The sequence below is a fragment of the Escherichia sp. 10290 genome (assembly GCF_030295155.1).
Lineage (GTDB): Bacteria > Pseudomonadota > Gammaproteobacteria > Enterobacterales > Enterobacteriaceae > Escherichia > Escherichia coli_F.
Genome location: NZ_AP025741.1, coordinates 5428441 through 5442185, shown reverse-complemented (window position 1 = coordinate 5442185; position 13745 = coordinate 5428441). Strand labels below are relative to the sequence as shown.

The 13745-nt window shown below is 53.0% G+C and carries 20 protein-coding genes; 2 read left to right on the top strand and 18 right to left on the bottom strand.

From position 1 onward, the window contains the following. Positions 1–17: 17 nt before the first annotated feature. From gpG to QUE74_RS27025, 13 genes are read right to left on the bottom strand one after another with little or no spacing between them, the layout of a single operon-like run. Entirely contained in the window at positions 18–449 is a 432-nt protein-coding gene (gene gpG / locus QUE74_RS27085; protein WP_000479033.1) for a phage tail assembly chaperone G, read from the bottom strand. Between the two features lie 13 nt (positions 450–462). Beyond that, the gene (locus QUE74_RS27080; protein WP_000235024.1) at positions 463–1215 is read right to left on the bottom strand and encodes a phage tail protein; all 753 of its coding nucleotides are present in this window, start codon (positions 1213–1215) and stop codon (positions 463–465) included. A 7-nt stretch (positions 1216–1222) separates the two neighbouring features. Further along, positions 1223–1618: a phage minor tail U family protein gene (locus QUE74_RS27075; protein ID WP_000683095.1), complete on the bottom strand. Its 396-nt coding sequence runs from the start codon at positions 1616–1618 to the stop codon at positions 1223–1225. Then, on the bottom strand, positions 1615–2148 hold the full coding sequence (locus tag QUE74_RS27070; protein ID WP_000974976.1) for a phage tail protein: 534 nt from the start codon (positions 2146–2148) through the stop codon (positions 1615–1617). Before QUE74_RS27070 ends, QUE74_RS27075 begins: the two co-directional genes overlap by 4 nt. Positions 2149–2163: 15 nt before the next feature. Further along, positions 2164–2517, bottom strand: coding sequence for a head-tail joining protein (locus tag QUE74_RS27065; protein WP_000753002.1), 354 nt, complete (start codon positions 2515–2517; stop codon positions 2164–2166). A gap of 11 nt (positions 2518–2528) precedes the next feature. After that, the gene (locus tag QUE74_RS27060; protein WP_000158892.1) at positions 2529–2927 is read right to left on the bottom strand and encodes a DNA-packaging protein FI; all 399 of its coding nucleotides are present in this window, start codon (positions 2925–2927) and stop codon (positions 2529–2531) included. Between the two features lie 41 nt (positions 2928–2968). Continuing rightward, positions 2969–3994 carry a major capsid protein gene (locus QUE74_RS27055; protein ID WP_000063270.1) on the bottom strand — a complete coding sequence of 342 codons (1026 nt, stop codon included), beginning with the start codon at positions 3992–3994 and terminating at the stop codon, positions 2969–2971. A gap of 54 nt (positions 3995–4048) precedes the next feature. Next, the gene (locus tag QUE74_RS27050) at positions 4049–4381 is read right to left on the bottom strand and encodes a head decoration protein (protein WP_001355467.1); all 333 of its coding nucleotides are present in this window, start codon (positions 4379–4381) and stop codon (positions 4049–4051) included. Between the two features lie 9 nt (positions 4382–4390). Beyond that, positions 4391–5710 carry a S49 family peptidase gene (locus QUE74_RS27045; RefSeq protein WP_000123223.1) on the bottom strand — a complete coding sequence of 440 codons (1320 nt, stop codon included), beginning with the start codon at positions 5708–5710 and terminating at the stop codon, positions 4391–4393. Beyond that, a complete protein-coding gene (locus QUE74_RS27040; RefSeq protein WP_064236932.1) occupies positions 5691–7292 on the bottom strand; it encodes a phage portal protein in 1602 nt (533 codons plus the stop codon). The genes QUE74_RS27045 and QUE74_RS27040 overlap by 20 nt, the downstream gene beginning before the upstream one ends. Continuing rightward, positions 7289–7495 (bottom strand): phage head-tail joining protein, encoded by a 207-nt coding sequence (locus QUE74_RS27035; RefSeq protein WP_000198153.1) that lies wholly within the window; start codon positions 7493–7495, stop codon positions 7289–7291. The genes QUE74_RS27040 and QUE74_RS27035 overlap by 4 nt, the downstream gene beginning before the upstream one ends. Further along, positions 7492–9417, bottom strand: coding sequence for a phage terminase large subunit family protein (locus QUE74_RS27030; RefSeq protein WP_001027382.1), 1926 nt, complete (start codon positions 9415–9417; stop codon positions 7492–7494). Before QUE74_RS27030 ends, QUE74_RS27035 begins: the two co-directional genes overlap by 4 nt. Next, entirely contained in the window at positions 9392–9937 is a 546-nt protein-coding gene (locus QUE74_RS27025) for a DNA-packaging protein (RefSeq protein ID WP_000453574.1), read from the bottom strand. Before QUE74_RS27025 ends, QUE74_RS27030 begins: the two co-directional genes overlap by 26 nt. Positions 9938–10325: 388 nt before the next feature. Between QUE74_RS27025 and QUE74_RS27020 the strand changes: the two genes are divergently transcribed. Beyond that, positions 10326–10538 (top strand): YlcI/YnfO family protein, encoded by a 213-nt coding sequence (locus tag QUE74_RS27020; protein WP_000095729.1) that lies wholly within the window; start codon positions 10326–10328, stop codon positions 10536–10538. A 1035-nt stretch (positions 10539–11573) separates the two neighbouring features. Here QUE74_RS27020 and QUE74_RS27015 read toward each other — a convergent pair. The 5 genes from QUE74_RS27015 to QUE74_RS26995 all read right to left on the bottom strand — a co-directional run bounded on the left by QUE74_RS27015 (position 11574) and on the right by QUE74_RS26995 (position 13301). Continuing rightward, the gene (locus tag QUE74_RS27015) at positions 11574–11798 is read right to left on the bottom strand and encodes a hypothetical protein (RefSeq protein ID WP_000735650.1); all 225 of its coding nucleotides are present in this window, start codon (positions 11796–11798) and stop codon (positions 11574–11576) included. A gap of 23 nt (positions 11799–11821) precedes the next feature. Next, positions 11822–12289: a lysis protein gene (locus tag QUE74_RS29675; RefSeq protein WP_001082614.1), complete on the bottom strand. Its 468-nt coding sequence runs from the start codon at positions 12287–12289 to the stop codon at positions 11822–11824. Then, positions 12286–12417, bottom strand: coding sequence for a hypothetical protein (locus tag QUE74_RS27005; RefSeq protein ID WP_420056221.1), 132 nt, complete (start codon positions 12415–12417; stop codon positions 12286–12288). Before QUE74_RS27005 ends, QUE74_RS29675 begins: the two co-directional genes overlap by 4 nt. Positions 12418–12429: 12 nt before the next feature. Then, entirely contained in the window at positions 12430–12612 is a 183-nt protein-coding gene (locus tag QUE74_RS27000) for a hypothetical protein (protein ID WP_052834940.1), read from the bottom strand. 155 nt (positions 12613–12767) lie between these two features. Beyond that, on the bottom strand, positions 12768–13301 hold the full coding sequence (locus tag QUE74_RS26995) for a lysozyme (RefSeq protein ID WP_001092885.1): 534 nt from the start codon (positions 13299–13301) through the stop codon (positions 12768–12770). Positions 13302–13387: 86 nt separating this feature from the next. On the opposite strand from QUE74_RS26995, the gene QUE74_RS26990 reads away from it, so the two are divergent. Then, entirely contained in the window at positions 13388–13744 is a 357-nt protein-coding gene (locus tag QUE74_RS26990) for a hypothetical protein (protein WP_000818213.1), read from the top strand. The last annotated feature ends 1 nt before the right edge of the window (position 13745 follow it).

Genomic DNA, 13745 nt, shown 5'->3' with positions numbered 1-13745 from the left:
CAGTCTGAGGGCAAAATTCAGCTCGCCGTCGAAGACTTTCCCGCAGAAAAATCATCATCAGTAAGCGCATTATTTTTCGCCACTTCGGTGATATCCGTATCCACATGAACAGGCTCACTCATCCCGGACAGACGCAACACCACGTCTTCCGCCCGGGCAATGGCATCAGCAGGCCAGGTGGTCAGGACTTCCTGCTCAATCTGCATCACAGCCTCATTCATTGACGGTGACTCCGTTTTCTGCGGATGGTTATGCCACAGGGACATCGCCACCAGAAACGCCCCGGTTCTGACAAGGTCTTCCACGCTCACCTGCAGGTTGCCGCTGGCTTCAGACTCTTCTGCCCGCCGTTTCAGGAGGGCAAGATGCTCTATACGCTGCAGCGCAGACAGTTCGGAAAGGGTGACGGACACACCGTTATATTCAAATTCTTCTGTTTTCAGAAACATGTATTACCTCCGTTTACCCTGCAGCGCCCGCTTCAGTAACGGTGACTTCAGCTACCGTGGCAAACTGACCATTACCGGAAATCACGGGGATACTCACTTTTCCAGCCTTAACCCCCGTCACAGTGATCACCATATCTTTCACAGCAATGGTTCCCGTTGACGGATCGGCGGAAACCGCTCTGAACGTCTTGTCGGTTGCACTTTCCGGCTCAAAAGAAACAGTCAGGGTGGTTGCTTTCCCTTTTTCCACAGTACCGGATGTCGGCGTCACCTTAATTGCAGTGACCGGCGTAATTTCGCTGCGTTCTTCCGCCACGGAGGGTTTGCCCACGTTGGTAACTTTCACTGTTCGGGTGATCACTTCTTTCGCCGTCACGGCCTTACCGATACTGCTGACCCAGCCACGAAACACATCCACCGTGCCATTCGGAAAACGGATTTTATAGGCCCGGACATCGCCGCTTTCAAACCAGCCTATAAGCCCTTTCTGGCCTTCCTCTCCCGGTTTCCAGGCCAGCGTAAAACTGGTATCACCCGCAGATTTCTGTCCCTGCCCGGTCGCGGTCCAGTCCGCGTCTTCATCATCCAGGTAGTTATCATCGTAGGATTCTGCCGTCATCTCGCCGGGTGTCAGATCCTTCACCTTAGCCAGTCGCTGCCAGTCATCGTCTGACAACGGGTTTGCATAAGCATCACCCGTGCCGGTGTAAACCCACAGTGTGGTACCGGCACCTTTTACCGGCGCCAGGGGATTTGGTGTTGCCATATCGTCCTCACATCTCGTATGTAATGGAATAAGTCAGATCTGCAGAACTCCACAATGCCATATCGTCATCACGACGATAGTCATAGCCCTGCGTAACCATCGTGGTAATCATGCCTGCCAGTGCAGGGATCGCCGCCATCGCCGGGTAAATCCGGCTTTCCATCCACTGATCAAGCTCTGAATCCGGTACCTGTGCCGGTAAAAACACCTCAATATGCAGTGTGGCCCGCCAGGTATCTGCATCCAGCTCTTCACCGGTATACTCTGCATCCGTCAGATAAACCGCGACCGCGGGAAAATCCTCTTCGTCAAAAACAACGGGGCGACCATCAAACAGCGTCGCCCCGTGTTCATGCTGCTCCAGTGCATCCAGCACTGCCCCGCGGATATCAGTATGTTTCATCGTTTTATCGCAATCCTCAGTTGTTGTTTCAGCGCGTATGCCAGTTCTTCTGGCAGGCGTTCACGCCGGATACGGTCAACGTTCTCATCAAACGCCTGTTTCAGCGGGGCCGCCATCGGGATTTTCACCACATCAATGGGGTAACGGTTTTTCCCGGCCACACGCTGCATGACATGCCAGCGACCGTTTTTTAATCGCTGGATAAATGCCCGCTGATACCGATGCTGACCAGCTTTAAGTATGCTGTTCGGACGACGGCCCAGCCTCCTGATCCCCAGCTTAATCACAGGAAGATCACCGCGGTTAACGATAATTTTTGCATTCGGATTTCTGACCGTCGCCCTTTTCAGCCTGGCCCTTTCCTTTACCAGTTTCCGGCGTACCTTTGTCTCACGGGCAACCTGTGACGCCGACTGATTTATTGCCGTTGTGGCCACACGGTTAATGGCCATTGCTGAAGCAGCAGGAATGGCGTTTTTACGAACCCGGCTCAGATTATCAATCGCCTGATCAAGCCCTTTTATCGCCATAATTTCACCCTGCGTTTATCGTCGCCGGTTAACTGCGGGTGGTTGCCCACGGTTGAGCCAGATATAACAGCTGCCCCCGTCATCCGGAGAAACACGATCCGCCCAGAACATCTCGCCGTTAATGGTCAGCGTGTCTCCACGCCGCAGTTGCCGCACATCATCAGTCCGGACAAACAGGGACGGGCTGGAGCCTTCAACGCGCACGCCCTGTCCGGCATAGCTGATATTTTCAGGGTCATCAAAAACACCACGTATCACAGCACCGGACTGCTCACCGGATGTCATGGTGGCTGACGTTCCCATGTACCCGCGTATCGTTTCATCGGCGCGGGCAATGGCAGCATCGAACAGGTTATCGAAATCAGCCACAGTGCCTCCCGTTATTGCATTCTGGCCAGGCCACGTTCTGTCATTTCGGCTGCCACACCGGCAGAGACACGAAACGCCGTTCCCGGCAGCACAAATGCCACAGGTTCATCCCGCGTGGCGTGAAGTGCATCGGTATGCAGCGTCACCAGTGCCACAACCGTGACCAGAGCAGCCGTATCCTGAATCACGGTATCCGGCTGCGCTGATACCACCTCATTTTCATGCCCGGTCAGCGCATTTTCCGGGCTGACAGACGTGTCCTGACCGGCTGCGTCATCCGTGTCATCAAGCTCCTCTTCCAGCTCTGCCACACGGAGCGCCAGTTCTTCTTTCGTCCCCGTCAGGCTGACATCACGGTTCAGTTGCTCACCCAGCGACCGGAGACGGGCAATCAGTTCATCTTTCGTCATGGACTCCTCCACAGAGAGAAAATGGCCCCGAAGGGCCATGATTACGCCAGTTGAACGGATACGAACTCATCAGGATCAGCCAGCAGCATCAGCGGTGCTGACTGAATCATGGTGAACTCTCGCGCCGGATCGCCGGATGTCTTCCAGTTTTTCGGATAACGGGGAGACGCATTAATACCCTCACTCAATGCATCCGCATCCTGAATACAGCCATAGGTGCGCAGACCGCGTGCATGAGTGTTACCCAGCACCATCGTGTTGTCCGGCAGGAAGTTCTTTTTGACGCCGTTTTCCACGTACTGTCCGGAATACACGACGATGGCCACATCGCCATACATTCCCTTATAAGACACCGCTTTGCCCAGGTCTTTTACCGCTGTCTCCAGTTCGGAATGAGAGCCGCGACGGGTATCCAGCTTCTCCCTGACGGCTTTGAAGGAACGGAACTGCGCCCAGCCTTTCGGATCAAACACGATGATATTCACCACACCGCTGGCGTTCAGCGCGTAGGCTTCGATATCGTCGGTCGGGTCATATGTGGACTTGTCACGCTTGCTCCACTCCGTGCCGCCGGACTGCGTGATGTTGTTCGCCGCACTGCGGCCCATATCCACCTCAACCGGATCGAAGGCTTCACCGGTCATGGTGTATTTGCCCTTGAGCACGGCAGAAACGGCCTGCATCTCTTCGACCTGAGCAATGGCCAGCTCTTCGTCTCGCATGTTCTGCATGATGATGCGACGGCGGCGGTAAGCCGGGTCCGCCAGATTCTGCGGATCTTCATCCGGCAGGCGACGCAGGGTCATCTGCGGATTCACCTCATGCTTGGGCTTGACATATCCCGGTGTAAATTCAGAGGTGGAGCCGCCACGGGAGCGGATAACCTCACCGGAAACAATCGGCGAAACGTACAGCGCCATGTTTACCAGTCCCGGAATTTGTGAGAGATAGACTTTCTCCGTGGTGAAGGGATAGCTCTCACGGAAAAAGAGACGCAGAAACAGCGGATCAAACTTAAATTTCTGCTCATTTGCCGCCAGCAGTTGGGCGGTTGTGTACATCGACATAAAAAAATCCCGTAAAAAAGCCGCACAGGCGGCCTTTAGTGATGAAGGGTCAGGTTAAACGATGCTGATTGCCGTTCTGGCAAACGCGGTCCGTTTTTTCGTCTCGTCGCTGGCAGCCTCCGGCCAGAGCACATCCTCATAACGGAACGTGCCGGACTTGTAGAACGTCAGTGTGGTGCTGGTCTGGTCAGCAGCAACCGCAAGAATGCCAACGGCAGCACCGTCGGTGGTGCCATCCCACGCAACCAGTTTACGGGTGGAGGTGTCCAGCATCAGCGGGGTCATTGCAGGCGCTTTCGCACTCAATCCGCCGGGCGCGGTTGCGGTATGAGCCGGGTCACTGTTGCCCAGCGGCTGGTAATGGGTAAAGGTTTCTTTGCTCGTCATAAACATCCCTTACACTGGTGTGTTCAGCAAATCGTTAACGGCATCAGATGCCGGGTTACCTGCAGCCAGCGGTGCCGGTGCCCCCTGCATCAGACGATCCAGCGCAGTGTCACTGCGCGCCTGTGCACTCTGTGGTGCTGCGGCCAGAATGCGGCGGGCCGTTTCCACGGTCATACCGGGGGTTTCTGCCAGCACGCGAGCCTGTTCTTCGCGTCCGTGAGCCTCCTCACAGTTGAGGATCCCCATAATGCGGCTGTTTTCTGCCGCAACCGCTGCGGTGATCTGCGCGTTCACGTCCGGCTGCGCCGCGCTGGCGTTCTCGCCCTCCTTCGCTGGCTCCACGCTGGTGATGTCAGCCTGCGAAGCAGTGGCTGAAACAGTTGTTGATTGAGTCTCTTTGGTCATTCGCCCTCCTGAGAGACGGGATTTACGTGCATCCAGTGCATCACGCATGACGGTGATCGCATCGGTGCTGTTAACAAGTTCATCAGCCAGTCCGGCATCAATGGCCTCCTGACCGCTGTACACTGCAGCCTCGGTATCCAGCACAGCCTGCACGGACAGGCCGGTATATGCCGACACCTTCTGTGCAAACATCCGGCGGGTTGCATCCATCCGGGACTGCAGTGTTTCCCGGACATCATCCGGTAGATGGCTGTAGGGGTTGCCATCCACCTTATGGCTGCCGCTGTAAATCAGCGTGATTTCCACGCCCTGTTTCTCCAGCGCAGCGCCGTAATTACTGTGAGCCATCATGACGCCGATGGAGCCTGTCCGGGCGGTCTGCGTGACCAGACGTCGGGAGGCGGCGCTGGCAAGCAACTGACCTGCACTGCAGTTCATGTCGTTGGCCAGCGCCCATACCGGCTTTATGTCACGCACACGGGCGATGATGTCAGCGCAGTCAAATGCCCCTGCCACCATCCCGCCTGGCGTATCCATATCGAGCAGAATGCCGGCCACCATCGGGTCGCTGGCAGCCTGTTGCAGACGGGCGATAATGCCGTTGTAACCGGTCATCCCCGAATACGGCTGCAGCGCCCGCGTCCGGCTGACCAGCGTGCCGGACACCGGCAGCACGGCGATGCCGTTCATGACCTGATAACTGCGGGCCTGTCGTGGTCCGTCATCATCACCGGATAACGCCAGCGTCGCGGGTGCCTCTCCGGCAGCCAGGCTGTCACCGGACACCGCATCCGTCAGGCGGCTGATCCCAAGCTGGCCAGCAAGCGCACAAAAGAAAACCCGCGCATAGGCGGGTTCAAGCATCAGCGGCTCATTAAAGGCCATGCTGGCAATATGCGGGAGATTACGCAGCTCTGCTGTCACTCTTCTCCTCCTCTGTTGATTGTCGCAGCCCGGATTCAAATGCCGCAGCCGCCCAGGCGGGCGGTTTAAGACCAGCTGCGCGGCGCTCCATCGTTTCACGGACCTGCTGGGCAAAAATTTCCTGATAGTCATCGCCGCGTTTTGCACACTCTTTCTCGTAGGTACTCAGCCCGGCTTCTATCAGCATCACCGCTTCCTGAACTTCTTTCAGACCATCGATGGCCATACGACCGGAGCCTATCCAGTCGCAGTTCCCCCAGGCACTGCGGGCTTCCTGAAAACTGAAGCGCGCTTTTGAAGGTAACGTCACCACGCGGCGAACAATGGCCTCTTCCAGCCAGCACAGAAACATCTGGCTCGCCTGACGGGATGCGACGAATTTTCGCCGCCCCATAAAGTACGCCCACGACTCGTTCGCACTGGCCCGTGCCGTGGAGTAGCTCATCTGGGCGTAATTCCGGGAAAGCTGCTCATACGAGACACCCAGCCCGGCAGCGATATACCGCAACAGTGACTGCTCAAACACGGAGTAGCCGTTATCCGTGTCCTGAGCCGTCTGCAGGTTCAGTGAGTCCCCCGGCATCAGGTGCGGCACTTTTGCGCCTCCCAGACGGACCGGTGCTGCGGCGTAATACGCGGCAATTTCACCAATCCAGCCGGTCAGCCTTTCCCGCTGCTCCTGACTGTTCGCGCCCAGAATAAAATCCATCGCTGACTGCGTATCCAGCTCACTCTCAATGGTGGCGGCATACATCGCCTTCACAATGGCGCTCTGCAACTGCGTGTTCTGCAGCGTGTCGAGCATCTTCATCTGCTCCATCACGCTGTAAAACACATTTGCACCGCGGGTCTGCCCGTCCTCCACGGGTTCAAAGACGTGAATGAACGAGGCACGACCGCCGGGTAACTCACGGGGTATCCATGTCCATTTCTGCGGCATCCAGCCAGGATAGCCGTCCTCGCTGACGTAATATCCCAGCGCCGCACCGCTGTCATTAATCTGCACACCGGCACGGCAGTTCCGGCTGTCGCCGGTATTGTTCGGGTTGCTGATACGCTTCGGGCTGACCATCCGGAACTGTGTCCGGAAAAGCCGCGACGAACTGGTATCCCAGGTGGCCTGAACGAACAGCTCACCGTTAAAGGCATGCATGGCCACACCTTCACGAATCATCATGGTAAACGTGCGTTTTCGCTCAACGTCAATGCAGCAGCAGTCATCTTCGGCGAACTCTTTCCATGCCGCTTCAACCTCGCGGGAAAAGGCACGGGCTTCTTCCTCCCCGATGCCCAGATAGCGCCAGCTTGGGCGATGACTGAGCCGGAAAAAAGACCCGACGATATGATCCTGATGCAGCTGGATGGCGTTGGCGGCATAGCCGTTATTGCGTACCAGATCGTCTGCGCGGGCATTGCCACGGGTAAAGTTGGGCAGCAGGGCTGCATCCACACTTTCACCCGGTGGGTTCCACGCCCGCAACTGCCCACAAAATCCGCTGCCACCGCCGTGATAACCGGCATATTCGCGCAGCGATGTCATGCCGTCCGGCCCCAGAAGGGTGGGAATGGTGGGCGTTTTCATACATAAAATCCTGCAGGTCCCCTGCGTCGCTGTGTCATGCCGGTCTGCACTTCCAGCTCTGCAATATATTTTTTCAGGTCAGACACGGAAGTGGTCGTAAACTCCACCCTTCGTCCGTCTTTCTGTACTGTTGCCACCCGTTTTCCTGTCATCAGGTCATGCAGTGCCGCACGGGCAGCGGCAAGTTCTTCCTGTCGCGTCATTCATCCTCTCCGGATAAGGCACGGGCGTAATCTGCCAGTGTTTTCTTGTTGGTTGCTGCACCATCCTCTTCCTGCAGGCTCGCCAGCAGCGCACTGAGATCCAGCTGCCAGCGGGAAATACTGATGCGCAGCGCCGCCAGCGCATAAACGAAGCAGTCGAGTGCCTCATTGCGTCGCTTTTTGCTGTCCCACAGTATTTTTTTCCTGCCATCCACCCATTTTTCGACCTGCTCTTCAGCAGTCAGCTGCTGCGCTTCGGTCAGATCAAAAATATCCGGGTTATTCGGGAAGTGAACGGCACCGGGAAGCGGTTCATCCCCTTCCGGCGTCAGTGTGAAGCGGTTATAAATCTGCTCTTTCGCGGTATCCGTACCGATTTCGGTAAGGTAAACCCCGTTTTTGTTTCGCTTACGTGGCATGCTGGCCACAGGCTTACCGTAGACGGATGCCCCTTTAATGGGGATCACCCGGAACAGCCCATGCTTTTTCGAGCGTTCATACACAATGGTCGGGTCAATGCCCCCAATATCCCAGCAGATACGGGATACCGACATTTCTGCACCATTCCGGCGGGTATAGGTTTTATTGATGGCCTCATCCACACGCAGCAGCGTCTGTTCATCGTCGTGGCGGCCCATAATAATCTGCCGGTCAATCAGCCAGCTTTCCTCACCTGGCCCCCATCCCCATACGCGCATTTCGTAGCGGTCCAGCTGGGAGTCGATACCGGCGGTCAGGTAAGCCACACGGTCAGGAACGGGCGCTGAATAATGCTCTTTCCGCTCTGCCATCACTTCAGCATCCGGACGTTCGCCGATTTTCGCTTCCCACGTCTCACCGAGCGTGGTGTTCACGAAGGTTTTACGTTTTCCCGTATCCCCTTTCGTTTTCATCCAGTCTTTGACAATCTGCACCCAAGTGGTGAACGGACTGTACGCCGTCCAGATGTGAAAGGTCACACTGTCCGGCGGCTCAATCTCTTCACCGGATGACGAAAACCAGAGAATGCCATCACGGGTCCAGATCCCGGTCTTTTCGCAGATATAACGGGCATCAGTGAAGTCCAGCTCCTGCTGGCGGATGACGCAGGCATTATGTTCGCAGAGATAAAACACGCTGGAGGGATCATCCGGCGTCCATTTGAGGCCAAACGGCGTCTCTTTATCGCCAAATTTAAGGTACTGCTCCTCCCCGCAGTGCGGGCAGGCAACATGAAAACGCATAAAATGCGGGGATTCACTGGCTGCACGCTCAATCTGACAGGTGCCTCTCACTTTGGGCGTGGAGCCACGGATGGACTTTGGCCAGACCGAGCCTTCAATACGCTTGTCACCCAGGAACGTCGGAGAGCCTTCCTGTTCAATATCATCATCAAAGGCAGCAAGTTCATCATAACCCGCCACATCCACTGACTTTTCACGGTAGTTTTTTGCCGCTTTACCGCCCAGGCACCAGAAACCACGCCCATTGGTGAAACGCTTCATGGTGAGCGTGTTATCCCGGTGCTTTTTGCCATACCACGGGGCCAGCGCCAGCAGCGACGGAATATCGCGGATGGTCGGCTCAACGTGGGTTTTCATAAAGTTCTCGGCATCACCATCCGTCGGCAACCAGATAAGGGTGTTGCGCTGCTTATGCTCTATGAAGTAGGCATAAACACCCAGCAGCATTTTGGAATAACCGACACGGGCAGACTTCACCACATTCACCTCACGGATGTAGTCGCTGCCCATCGCATTCATGATGGCCCGCTGAAAGGGCAGTGTTTCCCAGCGCCCTTCCTGGTATGCGGATTCTTTCGGGAGATAGTAATTGGTATCCGCCCATTCAACGGCGGTCTGTGGCTCCGGCCTGAACAGTGAGCGAAGCCCGGCGCGGACAAAATGCCGCAGCCTGTTAACCTGACTGTTCGATATATTCACTCAGCAACCCCGGTATCAGTTCATCCAGCGCAGCTGCTTTGTTCATGGCTTTGATGATATCCCGTTTCAGGAAATCAACATGTCGGTTTTCCAGTTCCGGAAAACGCCGCTGCAACGACAGGGGGATCCCGTCGAGAATACTGGCAATTTCACCTGCGATCCGCGACAGCACGAAAGTACAGAATGCGGTTTCCACCACTTCAGCGGAGTCTCTGGCATTCTTCAGTTCCTGTGCGTCGGCCTGCGCACGCGTAAGTCGATGGCGTTCGTACTCAATAGTCCCTGGCTGGAGATCTGCCTCGCTGGCCTGCCGCAGTTCTTCAACCTCCCGGCGCAGCTTTTCGTTCTCAATTTCAGCATCCCTTTCGGCATACCATTTTATAACGGCGGCAGAGTCATAAAGCACCTCATTACCCTTGCCACCGCCTCGCAGAACGGGCATTCCCTGTTCCTGCCAGTTCTGAATGGTACGGATACTCGCACCGAAAATGTCAGCCAGCTGCTTTTTGTTGACTTCCATTGTTCATTCCACGGCCAAAAACAGAGAAAGGAAACGACAGAGGCCCAAAAGCTCGTTTTCAGCACCTGTCGTTTCCTTTCTTTTCAGGGGGTATTTTAAATAAAAACATTAAGTTACGACGAAGAAGAACGGAAATGCCTTAAACCGGAAAATTTTCATAAATAGCGAAAACCCGCGAGGTCGCCGCCCCGTAACAGGCCGGATCGCCAGAAAGGACCCTAAAATGATAATAATTATCAATTAAATAAAAGTTATCTCAACCGACAAGTTCACCATGAAAGAGGACAAATAATGAGTTCGGTCTCAATGCATTAATTGATCTGCATCAAATTTAAGTAAAAACATCTTTGGACAATACAGAACACTGCCGTGAATATGGAAAAAGACAATGTCATCGAAGAACAAAACCAGCAAAACAACAACCCGTAACATCCGTTTTCCCAATCACATGATTGAGCAGATCAATATCGCCCTTGAGCATAAAGGCTCCGGCAACTTTTCGGCATGGGTTATTGAAGCCTGTCGCCGGAGGCTGGCAGCAGACATAAAATGTGCCCGTCAGTTAACTGTAACAAAGAATGATACACCGTCTGCTCTGTGATAACTGTTCATATAACCATTTCTTTATATTGCTGAATTTACAAAAAGTCGCAGTTATTAGTCGTATTTATTCCGAATTGAAATCATCCGTCATATAAAATAAAAAAGAATAACAATAATAATCTTCTACCCTTATCAGTACCTTTACTGCTGTGCTCCAACACAGCAGTTTTTTTGATTATGCTCACATATTTTTCATCCCCACCGCACTGCACATTATAACTGTTGCTTTTCAATTCAGGCTTTGTGCAGGTATGTCTGAATCTCCTCCGGGAGAGGTCTTCATCGTTATCAGCCCCAAAACACACCAGCGACACTGACAAAGAGCCTGCGAGTGCAGTTGCCCCGTTTTCATTTTATGATGTATTCACCCAGTCAAATAATGAGCAAATTCAATCCATGTCAGACGGCAGAGAATCATAAAATTTAACCATCGTGCTTACATAAACAATCCGATAAAGACTTAACATACTTAAAATCGCATATTGCATAAGAATAAATAATAAGTCATCAAAAAACATCGGGCAAAACTACCGCAACTCCAGTTAAAAAGACAATATATTAATCCAGCGACCTCATTTATTATTCAGAAATGCTTAATAATAAGATATTTCCTGTTATTCCTTTATGGAGATCGGGTAACTGCTCCATGCCAGTCTTGTTGAATGGCTCAAAAAATAAGAGAATAATTCATAACATATATTGTAATTCAGGCTCGGTTATTTCGAATTGAATACTTGCATTAAAATCTGATAAAAAATTCGTCATAACAACAACATTCTCTTCTGCATGTGCCATAACCTGCCGTAACAACCCGGCAGGTTTTTTTATTGAATAAATTTCCGGTTTCTTCCACCATCGCACCGGCCAGGCGACTATGAGGGGACAACGCCGCGCTCCGTTAACGCAGTAAACCCCGGTGTGTATCGTTTTTGATTATCCCCGCACACTCGCGCAGAGGAGTCTCCCTGTCGGGCTACGGTCTCTGTTAATACGGGAATACGGCGACAATACCGCGCATGGATAATAAGGTCGCTCAACACACTGGCTGTAATGCAGCCGATACCATGCGGCATTTAGCGGCATTCATCGTACACTCAACGGTTAGCTCTTCATTCGTGGCATTCACCTGAAAGATCCGGGAGTGTAATTGCGTACATTTACCACTGAACGAACCTTCAACAAGAACACGACCACGCTGCAAAATACGGAACAGAATTGTTCCCTGAAAAGGCTTTACGGTTACCAGTAATTTCTTCATGCATTCTCCGGATAACAAAAATACTAGTTAATACACTGAGTGCGGATATATTCCTGCGCCCCTTCCAGCTGCTTCTGCATCATCATCAACCGCTCTCTGAGAGTGAAATAATCCCGTTCAACTGTGTCTGCCAGTCGGGGGCCGGTTGCATTATCCACGCCGGAGGTGCCGGTGGCTTCACGCACGGTACCGGAGCAGGTGGCGTTGATCCGCAGGCGCTTACGACCAGCGGCAACATCAGCACGCAGAGTTTCATTTTCAGCTCTCGCATCGGCTAATTCCCTCGAGTATCTGGCATCAAGTGCAGCGACATCACGCTGGCGTATCTGCATATCAGTAATTGTCGCGTTCGCCAGCTCCAGCTCTCTGACTTTTTTATCGCGCTGCGCTTTGTAGGTGATGGCGTTATCGCGGTAATGATTCAGCCCCAGACCAAGCGCACCACAGGCTACCAGCAGGACAATAATCACCACACACAGAACACGGTTCATATCCCCCTCACCCCATCATCCCCGACGAAGACAACATCATCCAGCCTAAGAGCAACCAGCATTAGTGAAAATGAAATGCCGACGATTACACAGAGGATCTTCGCCAGCGTTATGAGCTTGTCTGACATGCTTAATCCTCTTCACGATTTCAACGCAATGACCAGTTTTGCCAGCCCATACAGCATCGGAGACACAGCAATACCGACCGCCACCCACTTAATAGCAAAAGCCAGCGCTCTGCTGATGTCATCAGTTACAGGCGCTTTCAGTTCAAGGCCGTTTTTCATAGTCAACCTCAACAGAATTCGTTTATACTTTTCCATGTTCTCCCTTGCCTTATCCAAGGTCAGAAACACAAAACCCCGCTTGCTGCCAACAAACGGGGTTTTACTTTTATTCACTTAGGTTTTGCCAGTTCGCAGGATTTCGTGTTATCCGTCCGCGTTGGTCAACGTCATTTTTCAGCAAAATATTCTGCTTATCTGTCGATTCCCCAGCACGCCAGCGCGCTCTCCTGGTCACGACGGGATATCTGACCGTAACAGTTGTTTGAGCGGATACGGCAGTCTCTGCCACCGTCCTTAATCCACCAGCGAATCGCTTCACACGCTCCCCTGCGATCGCCTGCATTAATTCGTTTATAAAACGTCGACGGGAAACACTTACCGGGGCCAATGTTATACGGGCAGAATGACGCGATCCCCGCTTTCTGGGGTTCAGTCAGTGGCACTTTGATGTTTTTCGCCACCCATGCCAGCGCCTTATCACGTTCAATGGCGTTAACCCGGTCGCATTTTTCCTTTGACAGCTTCATGCCAGGAATAACAGGCTTACCATCCACCCGGGTGGCTCCACGGCAGATGGTCCAGATCCCCGCACCATCACGGTATGCCGTGGTGTGGTTACCTTCCTTTTCATCCAGAAACTGGTCGAGGATTTCAGGCGCAGGCGCACCTGCGGCAATCAGCGCCAGAACGGCAGCCGACAGACCGTATTTGATTTTGGTGTTCATGGATATTTATCAGGATTTATCGGTTCCGAATCCCTGGATATGTTAAGTCTTCAGCCTGCCAGTGGTGGGCACTGGTGTTTTACCTGATGGCTGAAATATATCTGACAATTCCCGTCGAGGATTTAGCAATGTATAACGATGAACATAAATATACCGCCTGCATGCAGGCCATGAATGAACAATTTAAATCAGCATTCCTTAAACTCATTCAGCAAAACCACAAAGCAGTAAAATCCATTCAGGCTGAGCCGTATGGACACCTCACACCACCAACTCTCGACATTATGTCCAGAATATTAACACCAGCCATGCTTCTACGTCTGAAAGACAATATAAATGACTGGTTAAACGAAGAATTAAACTACCTTGAATGTGAGTGGGATCATCATTACGCCAAATCACAAAAAGAACGCATCTTCCGTCGATTATCCGGCAACAGATAAC